The sequence below is a fragment of the Acinetobacter sp. BMW17 genome, assembly GCF_001592855.1.
GTDB lineage: Bacteria > Pseudomonadota > Gammaproteobacteria > Pseudomonadales > Moraxellaceae > Acinetobacter > Acinetobacter johnsonii.
In genome coordinates, this window is sequence record NZ_LSOD01000034.1 from 1 (window position 1) to 18915 (window position 18915).

The following is an 18915-nucleotide window of genomic DNA, read 5'->3' on the forward strand; positions in this document are numbered from 1 at the left end:
GCCCCAGGTTGAAACTTAATACGAGATCAAAGGGGTCAATTTTACTTTGCCATTTGTAAGGTAAAAGGGGTCAATTTTAGAATGCCGTTGACAGTAACAAAAGCATACCTTTGAAATAACGAGCAGTTGAATAATCAGATACTTTTAAAAGCTCTTCTAGCATGGTCTCTAATGCCAGTACGTCCTTAATTTGAAACATGTTCGTTATGACAGTGATATCGAAAAGATTTAGATAGGCTAAGTCAAGACCACTATCTGCTGAAATGAGTAAACAGCGAAGCGAATCTATAAAATTTTTATTACGAGCTAAATACATAGCTATCGCATAACAAGCACCAAGATGCCCTCTGTTATGTGCCATTGAAAGCCAAAGTAAGCAGTTCTCATCTTGACCATCACTAAGAGCAGTACCAATGTAATACATTGCATTGATATGACCATTACTTGCGGCTTTTAAAATTTGATACTGTTCTTCTTCAGAGCGTTTCCGTCTAGGAAGTAATAGATGCACACATGCATTATTAATCTGTTTCTTAGCTACAGTAATTAGGTCATCCCAGTTACAGCGAAACTCAATTAAAGAGCATCTATTTAGATACTGTTTATTAGATGAATCTAATTTTATATTACATGACTCATATTCTAATTTTTTCTCTAACTTATATTCACCAGCAGTTTTTCCATTTGGAAGAATAATATCCTCAATACATACTTCATAGATTGCCTTAACAGGATCACCATCAAGATTCTTAAAAGAGGATCCGATATTTAGCTGGTATTCTTTACTGTTATGAGAAATCACAGATGTTTCTTTAGTCATTGCTATTCCCCTCTTAATTATGTGTACGATCACAATATGCCTGAGCAGCAAAAATAGCTTGTTGCCAAGACATATTGGGATACTTTTCCATAAAATCTAAAGCTATGTTCATAATTAGTCGTTCAATGCCTAGAGGGCCAGAAGCTAACATTTTTTGTTCACTATCAAAACGAGATAATGTTTGACCTTTTAATTTACGAAGATGTGCTTGGGAATGGACAATATTAGACATATTTGTTGCCTCTGATGAAGTGAGAGGCAGATTTGGACAAGCATAGATCCGCCTCTCACTGATGTTAAGTGAGTAAGTGAATCCGTAACTTGCATTTGCTGGCCACGAACGATGCCAAATATATTTATATGTTAATTTGAAAAAAAAAACAATGCTCTTAGCTAATAGCATGTTTTCAAATATACATACTCAGTTGTAAGTAGTATTTTTAAGTAATCCTAAAATTAACATAATACACCTTATACGAAATAAAAATGGGAGCCTTAAGCTCCTATTTTTTAATTAATTTTTTCAAATAAGGCTTGGGTGAGCATCTAAAATTCGAATCAATGTAGCTGCTGGTCCAGTTGGATAGCGTCGTCCCTGTTCCCAATTTTGCAGGGTACGGGGGCTAATATGTAGACGTGCAGCAAATTCATTTTGGCTCAAGCCTGTTTTTTCACGTACTTCTTTAATATCAGGCAATTCGAGTTCTGTAACTCGGCTTGCTTTAACTTCTTTACGTTTGATAGCTCCAGCTTCTTTGATTGAAGCAACCAAGTTATCAAATAAGTTGTTATCCATGAAATTGCTCCTTCACGAGTTGGCGCAGAATGGCGGTTTCCTTATCTGTTAAATTATCTTTTACTGATTTTGGATAAGCCACTAAGAAAAAGATCTGATCATCCTCGGTGACCCAATAATAAATCACCCGTATCCCACCACTTTTCCCTTTGTTACCTTGAGCACAACGTACTTTGCGAATACCACCGCCATTCTTGATTAGGTCACCTCTATCAGGCTGTACCAAAAGATCTTGCTGAAGTTGACGATATTCCTCATCAGATACAAGGTCTTTAATTTGCTTGGTAAAGATGCTGGTTTCAATAAATAACATGGACTCTTTATACGTCAATGGCGTATTTGAATTTTAGCAGTTTCCATAACAAAAAACGAGAGCTGGTAGCTCTCGTTTCGCATAACAGCCATTATGTTAATTTTAGAAAAACTTCAAATGAGCTTACTGCTCAAGCAAGACTCCTGTCTAGCTTCACAATCCAAGTGTCTTACTTACGATTATTGTTTTAGATCCTCAAACATCCTGTTCTATGGAATCATCAAATGATGACTTTAATTTGACGTTTATGCTGATACATTTTTTCATCTGCTTCAATTACTGCCATTCGTAAATTTTTACTTGGTTCACGTGCCGCAACACCAACAGCAGCATTAATTCCAGCATTTTGTAAGGACTTTAAAAGTCGATTCACCAATTTCTGAGTATTTTCTAAAGTCGTTTCAATATTTAGAATGCCAAACTCATCTCCTCCTAAACGCGCGACTAAATCATTGGAGCGTACATTTTTCTTTAAGATTTGGGCCGTTTTTTGGATCATCTGGTCTCCAGCCGAATGACCAAATTTATCGTTTATAGCTTTTAAGTTATTTAAATCTATCATAATCACTGTGGTTGGATGTCCGTACGTTTTACATCGATCTTCCTCTAAATCCAAAAATGTATCCCAAGCACGACGATTAAAAACACCCGTTAAATGATCGGTTAATGAATCCATTTCAAGCTTTTCACTAACTCTTTTTTGTTCATTAATTTTAAGTTCATTTTGTAAAATTCGACTAAGTAATAAACTTAATAGCTCTAATAGATCACTATGTTGTTCTATGCTTTGAGGCTGTACTGATGGATCAATAGCACATAATGTGCCGAAAATAGAACCATCCTCATTGAATAAAGGTTGCCCAATATAGGCGTTTATATCGACCAGTTTGTTGATGCCTGCTTCTACATACAGTGGAATCTTTTTCGAATCAGGTGCTATGCGTGGCCCTTTATCTAATACCATCTTAGAGCAGTATGAGTCAGCCCAATTGAAGACCTGTCCTGCCTGTACTCCATATCCATGATCTTTAGCTTGCAAAACTATCCAATCATTACTTTCAGTACGAGTAATCATCCATAAAGCAAAGCCTAAGTGATTATGTAAATACTCTAAAATTTTTTCACCAGCATCTTTAAAATCTTTAAAATTTTCATAAGAAGGGATCATAATTACTCACTATTTTGATTAGGATTGAATCTAGAAGTGGCAAAATGCTATTTAATAGGACCAATAGAAACTTTAATTCTCATTGTATATACATTTACAAGCTTAATCTAAAAAATAGAGAATAAAAAAGCCCGACATCCTGTCGGGCTTTTTCATATCGGGGTGCTCATCTTACTGATTTCGTGCTGCCCATTCCTTGCGCTATTTTCTTATTCTTGTTTTCTGGAAACATCCAGTTCCCTTATGTATTCATCATAGGGCTAATGCCTTGGATTACCAATCCGCAAAAACCTTAAATCTATGTAAGTTTTAGCTTACAAAGTTGGCTTATTTTATCCCAAGAGTTGTCCGCAGAAATTGGGGATTATTTCTGAATTGTGAACCTTGATAAATCAGGAAAAAGTCCAAAATAGAATGTTTTTTGATCAATTTTATTGGCTAAAAGTTACAGTTTTGCTTAAAAAGAAACCGACTTGTTTCCAAGTCGGTTGAACGAGAACGTTCCAGAGGGTATGAATAACGATAAGATACTGATCTTAAAGTAATATTAAAAACGCGTTTCGTATAAGCGCCATTATGTTAAATGGGTGGATTATTTTCATTAATGATCCCAAAAGCTTTTCTCCATGCCTGAGGGCTGGTGCCATATTTTTCACGAAAATTTTTTCTAAATGACACGGTATTATTAAAACCTGAAAGCTCGGTTATCTTTTCGATAGACAAGTTTGTCGTTTCTAAAAGTTCACAACTTAATCTGATTCTTTCAGTATTCAGCCAATCGACTAGGGTCATGCCTGTCGCTTTCTTAAAATGCCGTGTGAACGTCCTGCGTGTCATATGTGTCCGTTCAGCGAGGCTTTCAATATTATGTTGTAAAGCTAAATTCTTTCTTAAAAAATCAAGTAATACATTAATTTGTGCATCTTGGCTCGATTCTGCGACTGGCTGTTCAATAAACTGAGCTTGCCCACCTTCACGGTGAGGCGGGATCACCATTACTCTAGAGACTTTATTCGCAATTCGTGCATTATAGATTTCTCGTACCAAATATAGGCAGCAGTCTAATGCTGCACCTGTTCCAGCAGAGGTTACAATCCTTTGGTCTTCTACATACAGGGCATCATGATCAAGTTGAACCTGTGGAAACCGCTCACTGAAATCTTGTTCAGCCATCCAGTGCGTAGCTGCTTTTTTATGGTCAAGTAAACCAGCATATGCCAGTGCATAAGTTCCATAGCATAACCCTACAATTCTAATTCCAGTCTGATATGCACAATTTAGGGCATCGATAAGTACTTGTTCAGGCTCGTGATTAAAATCATCCCACCCAGGAATAATAATAAGATCCGACTCTTTAATGAGCTCGACCCCACCATCAGGGATAATCATCATAGACTGTTCTGTTGTTACGGGCTGGCCATCTATAGAAAAAATTTTCAGATCAAATAAGCGTTTATCTTCAATCTTGATATTGAAAATGATATGGGGGATAGAGAAGTGAAATGGATTTATATTGGGATATACGAACAATCCAATCACTGGTATAGCCATTCAATCTACCTCTCTAAAATAATAAATATAGCATGTTGTCCCAATAGTTTCGATGATTGTCCTTAAGGACAATTTTATTGCTTAATTTTTCCTATCATGATTCGAGTATGACTAAATGATTGGATCTGGAACATGAATAAAATTTTAAGTAGCTCTGTTATTGCACTCTCTCTGGCAATGGCTTCAGTCCATTTATATGCGAATGATAAGGTGGTTCAGCGAGATACTTCTAAAGTTACGCATATACAAGAAATTCGCAATGCAACGATTAAAGTAACCTATGCTGATACGACTTTTTTAATTGACCCAATGTTTGCTAAAAAAGGATTCTATGAAGGTTTTCCTGATACTCATCGTAGCTATTTACGGAACCCATTAGTCGATTTGCCTATCAAGCCCGAAACGATTTTAGAAGGTGTAGATGCGGTAATCGTGACCCATACCCATTTAGATCATTGGGATGATGCAGCACAAGCGACTATTCCGAAAAACATGCCGTTGTTTGTACAGAATAAAGAAGACCAGAAAATCATTCAGTCACAAGGCTTCAAAGATGTTCGTGTATTAACTCAAGCGACCTTTGAAGGGATTAAGCTCACTAAAACTGGTGGTCAACACGGTACTGATGCCATGTACCGTATTCCTAAGCTTAAAGCTGGATTAGGTGAAGCAATGGGTGTGGTATTTGAAGCTGCTGGCCATGAAACTGTTTATGTGGCAGGAGATACCATCTGGCGTTCTGAAGTTGATCAAGCGATTCAAACATTTAAACCTGATGTGATTGTCTTGAATACAGGTAACGCCTTGGTTGATGGCTTTAAAGAATCCATTATTATGGGCAAAGAAGATACTTATCATGCAACTCAGAAAGCACCAAATGCTAAAGTGGTTGCTGTTCACATGGATGCAATTAACCACATGTCGGTAACACGTGCTGAGCTTGCAGATTACGTAAAGGACAAAGGAATCCAAGATAAGGTTTTAATTCCTATCGATGGTGAAACGCTTTCTTTCTAAAGTGACTTAAAGAAGTGGAAGCATTCCACTTCTTTAAAACATAAGTAGAACAAAACAAATATTAGTTAAGTAAAGGAATAGGTATGTCAAAATCAGCTTTATTAGTTATCGACTTACAAAATGAATATCTACCTACAGGTAAATTACCATTGGTAAATATTGAACAAGCTGCTGCTAATGCAGTGAAAGTAATTGCGAAAGCCCGTCAACAGGGTACTCAAGTGATTCATGTCCAACATATTGCTGATGCTGAATCTCCTATATTTGAACCTAGCTCAAATGGTATTGAATTTCAGGACACAGTTAAGCCGCAAGAAGATGAATCTGTGATCATTAAAAATCACATCAATGCGTTCTTAAACACGAATCTCAAAGAAATTTTAGATAGCAATCAAGTGACTGAGTTAGTCGTGATTGGTGCTATGACGCATATGTGTGTTGATGCTGCTGTTCGTGCTGCTTCTGATTTTGGTTATAAGGTAAAAGTGATACATGATGCTTGTGCAACACTAGACTTGGAATTTAATGGCGTTAAAGTACCTGCTGGTCATGTCCATGCAACATTAATGGCCGCTTTTGAATTTGCATATGCTCAAGTAATATCAACTGAAGATTATGTTAGCTAAAGACTAAGATTTCCTAAAATTAACATAATACACCTTATACGAAATGCAAATTTTTATTTATTATAAATCATAGTCTTATGTTAATGAAAAAAGCCCAATTAGTAGTGATTGGGCTTTTTTATGGATTCTTCATGTTCCACGCTTAATTTTTGAGCAATGTTCCACGAGTTTAATAAGCCCAGGTGAACAATCAGATCAGCCATATGGCTTAAAGAAGCGGCTCCAGAAGCCTCTTTTTTCGGATTTTGGCTCCACTTGTTCAGGGATGAGAATGTAAAAATCTATCAACCTAAGAAATGATCACATTCAAAATTTAGTGTACTTTGAGGAATATGAAGTACCGCATTTCTTACCTCCATTCCATTTGTACAACGTTTTGCCTGGATCTAACTAAAATAGCCATAGCTAAATCCAATAGAAAAATGATTAAAAGCTGAAATTAGAAAACTGTTGGTTGAATTCTATGGGTAGCATTCGCATCAAAACCTATTCTAAAAGTCGCGGTTTGTTTATTGGATAAATCAATTTCAAGTTCTACAATACCACCACCGCATATTCCTTGAGGGATAGAACTTAGGATGTGTTTCTCTGCCGTTAAATAGACGACCATCTTTTCAGACATCTTCAAACTAGCAACCGATACACCATCAATTAAAACCTTTGTTTTACATGCTGAACCCACATGTCCTTGATCCCTTTTTATTACGGCACTGTTGCAAATAGAGATTTGAGTCGATGATGTTTCCTTTAAAAAGTACTTAGAGACCGAAAACCCTGTTGATTAGACACACTTCACCCTGAGGCTGACCATAATAAAATGACGATGCTTGTCCTTTACNTTACGTAGTGCACGCATGACTTCAATACCTTTAATTGTGGCATAAGCCGTCTTCATAGATTTGAATCCTAATGTGGCCCTGATGATCCGCTTTAACTTACCATGATCACATTCAATGACATTATTTTTATACTTAATCTGCTTGTGCTCAATATCTACTGGACATTTTCCTTCTCGCTTTAACCGTGATAAAGCATGGCCATAGGTCGCTGCTTTATCTGTATTGATGACCCGTGGAATTTGCCATTTTTTCACCGTATTGAAGATCTTTCCTAAGAAACAATAGGCTGATTTACTGTTCCGTCTAGCGGAAAGGTAAAAGTCAATCGTATGACCACGTTGATCAACTGCACGATACAGGTAAGTCCATCGCCACTTCACTTTGATATAAGTCTCATCCATATGCCATGAATGTAAATCTGTAGGATTACGCCAATACCAGCGTAACCGTTTTTCCATTTCTGGAGCATAACGCTGAACCCAACGATAAATTGTAATGTGGTCCACATTTATGCCTCGTTCAGCGAGCATTTCTTGAAGTTCACGATAGCTGATGCCATATTTACAATACCAACGAACAGCCCAAAGAATGATTTCACCTTGAAAGTGCCGACCGTGGAAGGGATTCATCTGCTGTATCTCGAAATAAATAAGATATTTAGCTTATCATGTCAGCCTATTTGCAACAGTGCCATAAAAAATGGGTAACTGTCAGATCAGGTTTGAGCTAGTACAGCTAAGTAAATGACCTTTTTCACTGAATTATTAGAAGAGAAGATCTTTCTCTTTTTAGCTGAATGGCGGATTACGCTATTCAACGATTCAATCGCATTCCTCGTATAAATTACATGACCTATTTCAGCTGGATTGCTAAAGATCGTTCGTATATTTTCCCAATTTTCCTGTCAAGATTCGCCAATTTTTGGATATTGTTGATTCCATTGATCACACAAGATATCTAGGGACTTTAATGCATTGTCCTCTGTGCTTGTCTGATAGATTGCTTTTAGACCAGATGTAAAAGAGGTCTCAAATTCTTTCTGATAATAGATTAACTAATGCTTTTAATTCATCTCGTAATTGATTTAAGTTAGCAAACTCAATGTTCTTGGTAAGCTCTTTAGGAATCTTTTCTGCTTCAGCAGATAAGTCTCGCCCTTTATCTTTTAATGAAATAAGAACTCGTCTTTCATCATTAGGATCACGTGATCGATTAATTAGACCAGATGTCTCCATTCTTTTTAATAGTGGGGTTAATGTTCCACTATCAAGATGTAAAATTTGTCCAAGATCACCCACACTTACACAGTCTTTTTCCCACAAAACCAACATTACTAAATATTGAGGATAAGTAAGTCCGAGAGGTGTAAGAAAAGGGCGATAAGCTTTTACGATTAAATTAGATGCAGCATAAATAGGAAAACATAGTTGCTCATCTAAGCAAAGCTGATTCTTGGACATAACTTTTTATTTGGTATAGACAGTGGTAGACACCTGTATATTACCTCGAATAGCATTTGAATAAGGACATACTTGATGTGTTTGTTCCACTATTTTCTCTGCGTCAGCTTGTGAAATACCTGAAATCGTGACATCTAAGTGTACTGTCAAGGCAAATCCACCATTGCCATTAGCAACCATTCCAACAGTGCTCAGGACTTCTACATCGTTATCACGGATTTTATATTCTTTATTGCTACGAGTTACATGGATCACTGCATTTCCAAAGCATGCAGCATAGCCAGCTGCAAATAATTGCTCAGGATTCGTTGCATCACCTTTACCACCTAATTCTTTTGGTAAAGCCAATTTCAACTCTAGAATACCATCTTCGCTACGAATAGTTCCCGAACGCCCACCAACTGCTTTAACTTGAGTTGAATAGAGATTACTCATGTGTGTTACCTTAACTTAATTTAATTTGTACAAAATATAATTGCACACAATTTAAATTAGATCAAATATTTGTTCACTATTTCTTTCTATTAATTGGACTATCTTCTATATAGATATTAGGATAAAGATTCCGAATCCTTATCTATCTTTAAAATAGAAAACGCCCAATGAAACTCATTAGGCGTTTACTTAAAATAAGTGTCAGCTTATTTTAAGGCTAGAAAATCATCATCTTTTTTCTCAATCTCCTTGAGAAAAAATCAATCTTGCTATTTTAGCTTTTCACACCATCTTGTTCAATTTGTACTGCGGCTTGCCAGCTAGGTAGTTGGCTTAAACCTGCTACATAACGTTGGATATGGGGATAATTTCCACCTTGTCCCATATGATAAACTAAAGCATGTAGCCCAAAGCCCATCATAAAGTCAGCACCGGTTAAACGGTCTGCCACTAGAAATTCTTTATCTTTTAAATATTCATTTAAATGGCCAAATACTTTATCGAACTCAACTTGAGTATAATTTTCTAGAAATACCAACTTCGTGCCCTGCTTGGTTTCTATCGCATTAAACGTTTTTAATAAAAATGGCAGCATGGCAGAGCTTTCTGAGAAATGAATCCACTGTAGATAATCGACATAGGTAGGTTCATCCATATCGGGTGCTAAATGCGGCGCAAGTTTCTGAATTAATAACTCAACGATTGCGCCTGACTCTGCAATAACTTTGCCATCCCATTCCAATACTGGAGATTTCCCTAACGGATGGATGATTTTTAAAGATTCAGGTGCCAAATGCGTGCTTGAGTCACGATAATAGCGTTTCAACTCATAAGGCTGCTTGATTTCTTCAAGTAACCACAAAATGCGAAAAGAACGTGATTGATCTAAATGATGTAGTGTAATCATGATAATTCCTATTTTTTTAAATTTTTACAACCACTTTGCCAAAGTTTTCGCCTTTTAACATACCATTGAAAGCATTGATCGTGTTATCTAAACCTTGCACCATATGCTCTTTATATTTGATTTTTCCGTCTTTCAACCATTCGGACATTTGCTGATTGAATTCTGGATACTGACTGCCATAATCATCAAAAATAATAAAGCCTTGCATGCGAATACGCTTTCTTAAAAGGGTGGAAATAAAGCCCGGTAAACGGTCTGGCCCTTGTGCTTGCTCGGTAGCGTTATACTGGGAAACCACACCACACACCGGTATACGTGCCGTAGAGTTAAGCAATGGCCATACCGCATCAAACACTTTACCCCCTACATTCTCATAATAAATATCAATACCGTTGGGAACTGCTTGTTGTAATTGTTCTGCAAAATTTTCATCATGATGATTGATACAAGCATCGAAGCCGAGTTCTTCTACTGCATAACGACATTTTTCAGGCCCACCTGCGACGCCAACCACGCGACAACCTTTAATTTTGCCAATCTGTCCAACCGTAGCACCAACAGGTCCCGTTGCAGCTGCAACGACTAAAGTTTCACCGGCTTTAGGCTGACCAATGTCCAACAGCCCCATATAAGCAGTAAATCCTGGCATTCCCAAAATACCCAATGCCCAAGATGGATGTTCAGGTTGCATACCTAAGCTTTGACATGCAGTCCCATTAGAAATTGCGTAGCCCTGCCAGCCATTTCCGGAAAGAACCCACTCGCCTTCTTTGAATTTTGGGTTTTTAGAGGCCACCACTTGACTGACTGTTCCACCGACCATCACTTCGCCAATTTCAACCGGTGCTGCATATGAAGGAGCATCACTCATGCGACCACGCATATAAGGGTCGAGTGACAAGTAAATGGTTTTTAACAACATTTCGCCTTGTTTAAGTTGAGAAAGCTCAACTTGCTCAATTCGAAAATCGCTGTGTTTTGGCTCACCGACTGGCCGTTTAGCTAAAACGATGCGTTGGTTATTAATCGTGCTCACCTGTATAACTCCATGTTTTATATAGAAGTATTTCTATTGATAATCAAAACTGTCGATTAAAACGTCTTTACATCCATTGTAGATGAGTTATAATGAAAATCAATACGACTGGTCTATTTTTTACAATAGAGTACACAATTAATATGAAGCTTACCCCTATTAAGAAGTCTGAAGCTAAGCGCTTACACATTCTTAACACCAGTTCAGACCTAATTTTGCATAAAGGTTTTACCGGTGTAGGATTACAAGAAATTTTACAAAGCTGCGAGATCCCTAAAGGCTCATTTTATCATTACTTCCAATCCAAGGAGTCTTTCGGCTGTGAATTGGTACAGTATTATGTAGATAATTACCAAGTCCGTTTAAATGAAGTATGGAGTAGTGATCAATCCGCTTATCAAAAGCTGATCGGGTATTTTAAATTATGGATTGAAGATCCTGAAACGCAGTGTGGTTGGGCAGATAGCTGTTTAATTGTGAAACTTGCCGCAGAAGTTGCCGACCTATCTGAAGATATGCGCTCCATTATGTCCGCTGGTGTCGATGATGTAATCCAACGGATTGCTGGGTTAATTGTTTTGGGAAAACAAGATCAGTCTATCCAAGCAGACACTGATGCCTCTACGTTGGCACAAGTGATTTACCAAATGTGGTTGGGTGCAGCATTACTGAGTAAGTTGCAAAAAGATAAAACACCATTACATCAAGCCCTGAGAGCGACTGAGTTTCTATTAAAAAGTGCAGAGTCTTAAAAAGATTATATTCAATATCAATTAGATAAGTAAAAAGTTGTGATAGCAGCCAAATGATTACTTATTAATGTGCTGCTATTACATCAACTTAGTATCAATGAGTATAGCGCACAATGAATTCTCCTTCTAAAGCCCTCCTGACTCGTATTTTAGTCGGATATTTAGGCTTATATCCCACACTATTACTGGTACTGACTTTATTAAAGCCAATTACTCAGCATCAAAGTTTCCCGATGATGGTGTTGATTGAAGTCATAGTATTAGTGCCCGTGACGCAACTCATTTCCTTTCCACTGGCGGGTTGGCTCATTACACAGCTAAAAAATCTTAAGAATTTGTTTTAAGAAGAAATTGTGCTAGCAACAGCAATCCTAAGTCCTTATTTTGCCAACCACAAAGGTTGGCAAAATAACTCACTTAGTCAATATTAATCTGCGTAAGCTGGGTAATCAATATAGCCTTTTTCCGTCCCACCATACATACTGCTTGCATCTACTGCATTCAATGGCCAGCCATGGGCGAGACGATTGGGTAAATCTGGATTCGCAATAAATGGCCGTCCAAATGCAATTAAATCGGCCAGTCCTGCCTCTAAAATTCGAGTCCCTCTTTCTGCCGTATATCGACCTGCATAAATAATGCGACCACTGAAAGTGTCTCTGACATCTCGACGAAAATCATGAGGAAGTTCTGGTGCATTGTCCCAATCAGCTTCTGCAATCGATAAATAGGCAATCCCAACTTCTTCAAGTATCTTTATGGCCTCAATATAAGTCGCATGTGGATCTTCTTCAACCAACCCCATGTAAACACGATCTTCCTCTGTACTTTCAAATAGCGGGGCAAAACGCACTCCTAAACGATCTGCACCAACCACCTCGGCAACCGCCTGTACCACTTCACGTAAAAAACGCAAACGGTTGTTTAGTGATCCACCATATTCATCTTCACGGTGGTTACTATGTGCAGAGATAAATTGATTCACCAAATAACCATTTGCACAATGAATTTCAACCCCATCAAAACCGGCAGCCAAGGCATTGCGTGCAGCTTGAGCATAGAGTTGTACTAACTCTTTAACTTCTGCATTGCTTAAAGCACGTGGCATGGAGGGATCAGCTAAGGTCCCTGCATTGGGCCCCGTCTCAATAAAGACTTTAACATTGCTATCAGCCGCAATAGCCGAGGGTGCGACCGGTGCTGCATGATTGGGTTGCAAAGATGTATGTGAAACACGCCCAACATGCCAAAGTTGCGCAAAAATAATGCCTCCTTTAGCATGCACTGCTTCGGTCACTTTACGCCATCCAGTAATCTGTTCAGGGCTGTAAATACCAGGAGTCCAAGCATAGCCTTGACCACGTGGCTCGATTTGCGTACCTTCGGTGACCATAAATCCAGCCCCGGTACGCTGTTGATAATAGGTCGCCATCAACTCATTTGGAATATTCCCTGGCTGAGTACTGCGCGACCGCGTTAATGGTGGCAATACAATACGGTTTTGCAAAACATACGGGCCTAAGCTCAGGTTTTGAAAAAATTTGCTGGCTTTCATTTCATTGTTTCCAAGTGATCATGACCATAATTGATCTAAATTTTAAAAAAAATACCCCTCCTTCCTGCAACAGAAAAAATAAAGGGGTAAAAGGGTATTAGAGGCTAGGCTTTGGTTTTACTATCAGTAACATAAATCAGTTTATGATTAATAAATTCTTTGATACCAAGACCGATAAGTTCACGCCCATAACCAGAACGTTTGATTCCTCCAAAGGGAAGATTTGCATTGGAAAAAGCAGGTCGATTAACGAATACCATTCCACTCGAAATACGCTTAGCTACTTCAGCACCATGTTTTGTATCTTCTGTAAAGACCGACCCACCCAGACCAAAAGGCGAATCATTAGCTATATCAATTGCATCTGGTTCATCTTTAGCACGTAAAATCATTGAAACAGGACCAAAAAACTCCCAATAATACGCTGGATTTTCAGGGGTTAGATTAGTCAGGATAGTTGGTTGCACAAAAGCCCCTTGACTCGGCACTCTAGCTCCTACTTCAGTAGCAATAGCACCATGTATAACTGCTTGACGAATTTTCTCACGTACTTCTTCAGCAGCTGCCTGTGAGGATAGAGGTGCCAATGTAGTTTCTACATCAAAAGGATTCCCTGCTTTTAGTTGTGCAACACCTTCTGTATAGAGTGTTAAAAATTCATCATAAATTTCATCTACAACGATTATTCTTTTAGATGAAATACATACTTGACCTGCATTTGAATGACGGCCTTTTACTGCCCATTTTACAGTTTCTTTTAATACCGCATCACGCAGAACCACCAATGCATCTGCGCCTCCTAATTCCAATGTGGATTTTTTTAATGCCTGCCCTGCTTGGGAAGCAACAACAGAGCCTGCACCTTCTGAACCTGTTAACGCGACTCCATGTACGCGTGGATCATTCAAGATAGTCTTAATTTGCTGTCTTGTTGCAAAGATATTACTGAAAGTACCTACAGGAAGACCTGCATCTAACATCAATTTTTCAAAAGCTAAAGCACATTGTGGGACATTGGATGCATGTTTGAGAATCAATGTATTACCAGCTGCTAATTGCGGCGCCAAAATGCGTGCAATTTGATAATAAGGAAAGTTCCAAGGCTCAATAGCCAATATAATACCCAAGGGTTCATGAACTAGTGTTGCTTGCCCTTCATTAGGATCAAATGGTAACTGCTCATCAGCCAGTAAAGACTCTGCATTCTGAACGTAATATTCGAAAATACGTGCAGAAATTTCAACTTCTGCCAATGCTTCACTGGTGATTTTACCCATTTCAAGAGTAAGCAAACCTGCGTATCTATTCGCATCTGCACGCAGGAGATCAGCGGCACGTTGCAAAATCACACAACGCTCAGAAACCGATCGATCTTTCCAAGCCAAGAATGCTTGATGAGCGTTTGTGAGGATTTGTTCTACTTCTGTATCACTTGCAACAGGAAAGGTTTTTAGTACTTCACCGTTATAAGGATTAATAGATGCATAAGCCATATTATTTTCCAGATTTTGTAATCAAAAACATACTCTGATTAATTTTGTTACCACCCTATTAGAGTGCTTCTTCGATACCTTCGATCATAAAAACACGATAAGTCGCCCCTTTCAGACGATGTTGTAATGCTTCTTGGTAGGCAGGACTGTGATACCAGTCTCGCGCTGCCGCCATATCAGGAAAGCGTAGAATGACAGCTCCTTCAATTTCATTGCCTTCGAGCACTTCTAATTGACCATAAAAAGCCAATGCTGTTAACTCACGACCTTCACGAGCAAGTGGGGCTTTCTCTGCATATTGCACCAGTTGCTCAGAATCAGAAGTTTGCTCACGGGTAAATACCACATATGCAGACATTGACTACTCCTTATTTTAACAATTGAAGTAATGCTGTGGCGGTTGCAGCAGAAGAGGCGGGATTTTGTCCAGTAACCAGTAAGCCATCTACTTGGACATGCACTTGCCAATCACCCGCTTTAGAATAATGACCACCATTTTCTTTGAGCATGTCTTCGACCAAAAACGGTACAATTTCGGTCAACCCTACAACGGCCTCCTCAGTATTGGTAAAACCAGTCACAGATTTACCGCTGACTAAAGGCATTCCATTACTCTCTTTCACATGACGAAGAACACCCGGGGCATGACAAACTGCTGCAACTGGTTTTCCAAACTGAATCGCCTGTTCAATCAGAGCAATTGAAATCGGATCTTCTGCTAAATCCCACAATGGACCATGCCCGCCCGGATAAAACACTGCATCATAATCAGCAACAGAAATTTCGCTAAGTTTTTGCGTCTGTGCCAATGCTTGCATTGCAGTTGGATCCGCCTCAAAACGATGTGTGGTTTCAGTTTGTGCATCGGCTAAGTTACTTTTCGGATCGAGTGGTGGCTGCCCACCTTGAGGTGAAGCCAGCGTGACTTCAGCCCCGGAATCAATAAAGGTGTAATACGGTGCAGCAAGTTCTTCTAGCCAGAAACCTGTTTTCTCACCAGTATTGCCTAGTTGTGCATGTGAGGTCAGAACGAGTAAAATTTTCATATTATTTCTCTGATAATTTTTAGGATTGGGGGAGCATCGTTACATGATCACATGCCGTGTGGCGTGACCATGACAGATACGCTTGTTTAGAGGCTCGTCTCGAGAATTTGGCGACTGATCTCTAATGAAACATTTTTATGTTCACCTAACTGGGTCAGATTGTGTGATTCGAGTTGCGTAATGATGATCTCAATATCTGTCGCCCCCAATTGATAATCGCTAAGACGAGTTGGCAGTCCGAGTTGCTCAAAGAAGGTTCGAGTACGGGCAATGGCTGCATCAATACGTTGTTCTTCATCACCTTCGACAATCTGCCAGACACGAGTCGCATATTGTAGTAATTTTTCTCGCTTCTCTTGACGACGTACTTGTAGATTGGCCGGCAACACAATTGCTAAGGTACGAGCATGATCAATACCATGTAAAGCCGTGAGCTCATGTCCAATCAAATGGGTCGACCAATCTTGTGGTACACCTGCTCCAATCAGGCCATTCAGTGCCATGCTGGCGGTCCACATCAAATTGGCACGCGTGTCATAATCTGCCGAATCTTCCAAGACTTTCGGTCCAATCTCAATCAGGGTTTGCAATAGACCTTCGGCAAAACGATCTTGTACTTGTGCATTGACAGGGTAAGTTAAGTACTGTTCCATGACATGAATAAATGCATCGACCACGCCATTTGCCAACTGGCGCGTCGGCAAGCTATAGGTTTTATTCGGGTCTAGCACCGAAAATTGCGGAAAAACATAGGGACTGCTAAATGCAAGTTTGGCTTGGGTCGATTTTCGGGTAACTACCCCACCGTTGTTCATTTCTGAACCGGTTGCCGGAAGAGTGAGTACACTGGCAAAAGGCAAAGCTTGGCTAATTTGAGTGCCATGGGTTTCTAAAATTTCCCATGTATCACCTGCATAATTGACTGCTGCTGCAATAAATTTGGTGCCATCAATCACCGAGCCACCGCCGACAGCCATTAAGAAATCAAGCTTTTGTTCACGAATCAGTTCTACTGCTCTCATTAGGGTTTCATAGCTCGGATTCGGTTCGATTCCTCCGAATTCGTGAATTTCTCGTGTACCTAATGCTTCACGCACTTCAGCTAATGTGCCATTTTTACGGGCACTTTCGCCACCATACAGCATTAATACCCGTGCTTCTGCAGGCACATAGTCATTGATTTTGACAATCGTGTCGGCACCAAAAAGAATACGGGTTGGATTATAAAAGTCAAAATTCAGCATATTTTTATCCTCAAAAATCAGTTAATGATTTGAAAAACCACCGTTATTAATCGCGTCAACTATAAAAATTAATCCACACTGCGGTTTTTGCTGTGATCATGCAGCAACTATATACAAAAATAGACCAGTCGTCTATTTATATATAAATTAAAGAAGAAGGCACTGTTGCAAATAGAGATTTGAGTCGATGATGTTCCAATAAAATGGCTAATTAACGAGGTGCTTATTAGCAGTAAGCGATACCCTGAAGAATTCAAAATTGAAGCAGTAAAGCAAGTGACTGAAAAAGGTCATAGTGTGGCTGAAGTTGCCGCACGTTTAGGTACAACCACGCATAGTCTTTATGTCTGGATTAAACGTTATGATCCTCAACAGCCTAAAATCATAGAATCTGGTGATCCACTTGCAGAATTGGCAAAGCTAAAAATGTGTGAGAGTAAAAAATTATCATACTGGTTTACTCTCAACCCTTTGATTTTACGTAGTAAGACCTAAGCTAAAAAAATAAAGACTCATACTGAAGCAATCCAACATGACCTACTAAATTTTTTTAGAGTAATAAAGTTTCATACTTATATGAAGCTTTAGGCTCAATGAGTTAATTTCATCTTATAAGTCTTATAAAAACTAAATAAACAAAAGATTACTTTGTAAGGCAGAAAACATTCTAAATTGGAATGGCTTTGTTGCATAAACATTCAAAAGCTGAGTTTTCCCCAATCCATTCAAATTTAAGTGACAACTTGGGTGTGAGGTCTACCTAATTCCGTAAATCTATTCAGAACTGCCACACGCGCATGAATTTCATTGACCTGACTTTGAAAATGTCTTGCAGTCAGCTTATCTCCTAATAATTTGATGCAATGCATCTTGGTTTCCACCAAACTGCGACGGTGATAGCCCGACCATTTTTTCCATAGGGTTCTGCCTAAATGTTTAACCGTTTGAAGTAACTCATTTCGTTCTATTGAACTGATTTTAGAATCTTTCCAGGGCTTGGCATTCTTTCTGGGTGGAATTACTGCATGTGCTTGACGATCTGCAATCAATTGTCTGCAGCACTTCGTGTCGTACGCCCCATCGGTATAGACAGAATCTATTCGCTCATCTAGTGGGATTTGATCCAGTAAATCACCTAGTACTTGTGAATCACTGACATTATTTGTCGTAAGCTGAACGGCACGTATTTGCAGTGTTTCAGCATCTATAGCAATATGCAGTTTACGCCATTGCCGACGGTATTCAGGCTGATGTTTCTTACGCTTCCATTCGCCTTCACCTAAAAATTTTAAACCTGTAGAGTCGACGAGTAGGTGTAACCCATCACGACTTTTCTGATAGCTTATCGCAATATCAATATGCTTTTGTCGTCTGCAGAGGGTGGAGTAATCTGGTGCTGTCCAATTCAAGCCACTGAGTTTAATCAGGCTTTGAGCAAAGCCAGTGACCATACGTAAAGAAAGACGGAATAGAGATTTGATCATTAAACAGCATTGAATCGCTGTATCGGAATAAGTTTGATTTCGTCCGTGCTTGCCTTGTGGTTGTGCATACCATTGGGTCTTCGGATCAAACCAGATTGAAATATTCCCACGCTTGATTAAAGCTTGGTTATACGAGGACCAATTGGTTGTACGGTAGATTTTAGGTGCAGGCTTCTTCATCTGGAAATTATATTGCTGAAGAAGCCTTCAAGAATAGCTTTGTGCAACAAAGCCCTCTCATACAAAAAAAAGAACTTCAAAGGGTCACAGAAGAAAGAGGGCACTGTTGCAAATAGGCTGACATGATAAGCTAAATATCTTATTTATTTCGAGATACAGCAGATGAATCCCTTCCACGGTCGGCACTTTCAAG

Annotated in this window: 21 protein-coding genes and 3 pseudogenes; 5 read left to right on the plus strand and 19 right to left on the minus strand. The window is 39.0% G+C overall.

Annotation, left to right across the window (positions count from 1 at the left end):
- Positions 1 to 76: 76 nt before the first annotated feature.
- The 6 genes from AXW61_RS10525 to AXW61_RS10550 form a co-directional block, all read right to left on the minus strand.
- Entirely contained in the window at positions 77 to 820 is a 744-nt protein-coding gene (locus tag AXW61_RS10525) for a hypothetical protein (RefSeq protein ID WP_062034271.1), read from the minus strand.
- Between the two features lie 13 nt (positions 821 to 833).
- The gene (locus AXW61_RS10530) at positions 834 to 1052 is read right to left on the minus strand and encodes a hypothetical protein (protein WP_062034272.1); all 219 of its coding nucleotides are present in this window, start codon (positions 1050 to 1052) and stop codon (positions 834 to 836) included.
- A gap of 291 nt (positions 1053 to 1343) precedes the next feature.
- Positions 1344 to 1616, minus strand: coding sequence for a NadS family protein (gene nadS / locus AXW61_RS10535; protein ID WP_062034273.1), 273 nt, complete (start codon positions 1614 to 1616; stop codon positions 1344 to 1346).
- A complete protein-coding gene (locus AXW61_RS10540; protein WP_039253786.1) occupies positions 1609 to 1929 on the minus strand; it encodes a type II toxin-antitoxin system RelE/ParE family toxin in 321 nt (106 codons plus the stop codon). The genes nadS and AXW61_RS10540 overlap by 8 nt, the downstream gene beginning before the upstream one ends.
- A 220-nt stretch (positions 1930 to 2149) precedes the next feature.
- Positions 2150 to 3097 (minus strand): sensor domain-containing diguanylate cyclase, encoded by a 948-nt coding sequence (locus AXW61_RS10545; RefSeq protein WP_062034274.1) that lies wholly within the window; start codon positions 3095 to 3097, stop codon positions 2150 to 2152.
- 579 nt (positions 3098 to 3676) lie between these two features.
- A complete protein-coding gene (locus AXW61_RS10550) occupies positions 3677 to 4648 on the minus strand; it encodes a helix-turn-helix domain-containing protein (protein WP_004976500.1) in 972 nt (323 codons plus the stop codon).
- A gap of 132 nt (positions 4649 to 4780) precedes the next feature.
- Between AXW61_RS10550 and AXW61_RS10555 the strand changes: the two genes are divergently transcribed.
- Positions 4781 to 5665 (plus strand): MBL fold metallo-hydrolase, encoded by an 885-nt coding sequence (locus AXW61_RS10555; RefSeq protein WP_005176778.1) that lies wholly within the window; start codon positions 4781 to 4783, stop codon positions 5663 to 5665.
- A gap of 83 nt (positions 5666 to 5748) precedes the next feature.
- Positions 5749 to 6291 (plus strand): cysteine hydrolase family protein, encoded by a 543-nt coding sequence (locus AXW61_RS10560; protein ID WP_004637127.1) that lies wholly within the window; start codon positions 5749 to 5751, stop codon positions 6289 to 6291.
- Between the two features lie 439 nt (positions 6292 to 6730).
- Here the strand turns inward: AXW61_RS10560 and AXW61_RS10565 are convergent, their stop codons facing one another.
- From AXW61_RS10565 to AXW61_RS10590, 7 genes and pseudogenes are all read right to left on the minus strand, one after another.
- The gene (locus AXW61_RS10565) at positions 6731 to 6973 is read right to left on the minus strand and encodes a hypothetical protein (RefSeq protein WP_062034275.1); all 243 of its coding nucleotides are present in this window, start codon (positions 6971 to 6973) and stop codon (positions 6731 to 6733) included.
- A gap of 76 nt (positions 6974 to 7049) precedes the next feature.
- Positions 7050 to 7759, minus strand: a pseudogene (locus tag AXW61_RS10570) (IS6 family transposase).
- 104 nt (positions 7760 to 7863) lie between these two features.
- A pseudogene (locus AXW61_RS17260) lies at positions 7864 to 8169 on the minus strand (transposase); the annotation flags it as partial.
- On the minus strand, positions 8159 to 8590 hold the full coding sequence (locus tag AXW61_RS10575; RefSeq protein WP_005401805.1) for a MarR family transcriptional regulator: 432 nt from the start codon (positions 8588 to 8590) through the stop codon (positions 8159 to 8161). The pseudogene AXW61_RS17260 and the gene AXW61_RS10575, both read right to left, overlap by 11 nt.
- A 6-nt stretch (positions 8591 to 8596) precedes the next feature.
- Positions 8597 to 9025 carry an organic hydroperoxide resistance protein gene (locus tag AXW61_RS10580; RefSeq protein WP_062034276.1) on the minus strand — a complete coding sequence of 143 codons (429 nt, stop codon included), beginning with the start codon at positions 9023 to 9025 and terminating at the stop codon, positions 8597 to 8599.
- Between the two features lie 274 nt (positions 9026 to 9299).
- Positions 9300 to 9932 carry a glutathione S-transferase gene (locus tag AXW61_RS10585; protein ID WP_062034277.1) on the minus strand — a complete coding sequence of 211 codons (633 nt, stop codon included), beginning with the start codon at positions 9930 to 9932 and terminating at the stop codon, positions 9300 to 9302.
- Positions 9933 to 9948: 16 nt separating this feature from the next.
- Positions 9949 to 10968, minus strand: coding sequence for an NADP-dependent oxidoreductase (locus AXW61_RS10590; protein ID WP_062034278.1), 1020 nt, complete (start codon positions 10966 to 10968; stop codon positions 9949 to 9951).
- A 143-nt stretch (positions 10969 to 11111) separates the two neighbouring features.
- Here AXW61_RS10590 and AXW61_RS10595 point away from each other — a divergent pair, with 143 nt between their 5' ends.
- Positions 11112 to 11720 carry a TetR/AcrR family transcriptional regulator gene (locus AXW61_RS10595; RefSeq protein ID WP_010116202.1) on the plus strand — a complete coding sequence of 203 codons (609 nt, stop codon included), beginning with the start codon at positions 11112 to 11114 and terminating at the stop codon, positions 11718 to 11720.
- A 113-nt stretch (positions 11721 to 11833) separates the two neighbouring features.
- Complete coding sequence (locus AXW61_RS10600) at positions 11834 to 12064, plus strand: hypothetical protein (RefSeq protein WP_062034279.1); 231 nt, start codon at positions 11834 to 11836, stop codon at positions 12062 to 12064.
- A gap of 83 nt (positions 12065 to 12147) precedes the next feature.
- On the opposite strand, the gene AXW61_RS10605 is transcribed toward AXW61_RS10600, so the two are convergent.
- The 5 genes from AXW61_RS10605 to AXW61_RS10625 all read right to left on the minus strand — a co-directional run bounded on the left by AXW61_RS10605 (position 12148) and on the right by AXW61_RS10625 (position 17058).
- Positions 12148 to 13275 carry an alkene reductase gene (locus AXW61_RS10605; RefSeq protein ID WP_062034280.1) on the minus strand — a complete coding sequence of 376 codons (1128 nt, stop codon included), beginning with the start codon at positions 13273 to 13275 and terminating at the stop codon, positions 12148 to 12150.
- 104 nt (positions 13276 to 13379) lie between these two features.
- Complete coding sequence (locus AXW61_RS10610) at positions 13380 to 14768, minus strand: NAD-dependent succinate-semialdehyde dehydrogenase (RefSeq protein ID WP_010116205.1); 1389 nt, start codon at positions 14766 to 14768, stop codon at positions 13380 to 13382.
- Between the two features lie 58 nt (positions 14769 to 14826).
- Entirely contained in the window at positions 14827 to 15126 is a 300-nt protein-coding gene (locus AXW61_RS10615; protein ID WP_010116206.1) for a DUF1330 domain-containing protein, read from the minus strand.
- Positions 15127 to 15136: 10 nt separating this feature from the next.
- Complete coding sequence (locus AXW61_RS10620; protein ID WP_010116208.1) at positions 15137 to 15814, minus strand: type 1 glutamine amidotransferase domain-containing protein; 678 nt, start codon at positions 15812 to 15814, stop codon at positions 15137 to 15139.
- Positions 15815 to 15900: 86 nt separating this feature from the next.
- Positions 15901 to 17058, minus strand: coding sequence for an iron-containing alcohol dehydrogenase (locus AXW61_RS10625; protein WP_062034281.1), 1158 nt, complete (start codon positions 17056 to 17058; stop codon positions 15901 to 15903).
- A 225-nt stretch (positions 17059 to 17283) separates the two neighbouring features.
- Here AXW61_RS10625 and AXW61_RS10630 point away from each other — a divergent pair.
- Positions 17284 to 17427, plus strand: a pseudogene (locus AXW61_RS10630) (transposase); the annotation flags it as partial.
- A gap of 362 nt (positions 17428 to 17789) precedes the next feature.
- Here the strand turns inward: AXW61_RS10630 and AXW61_RS10635 are convergent.
- Positions 17790 to 18722, minus strand: a complete 933-nt coding sequence (locus AXW61_RS10635; protein WP_062034282.1) for an IS5 family transposase — start codon at positions 18720 to 18722, stop codon at positions 17790 to 17792.
- Positions 18723 to 18915 lie beyond the last annotated feature (193 nt).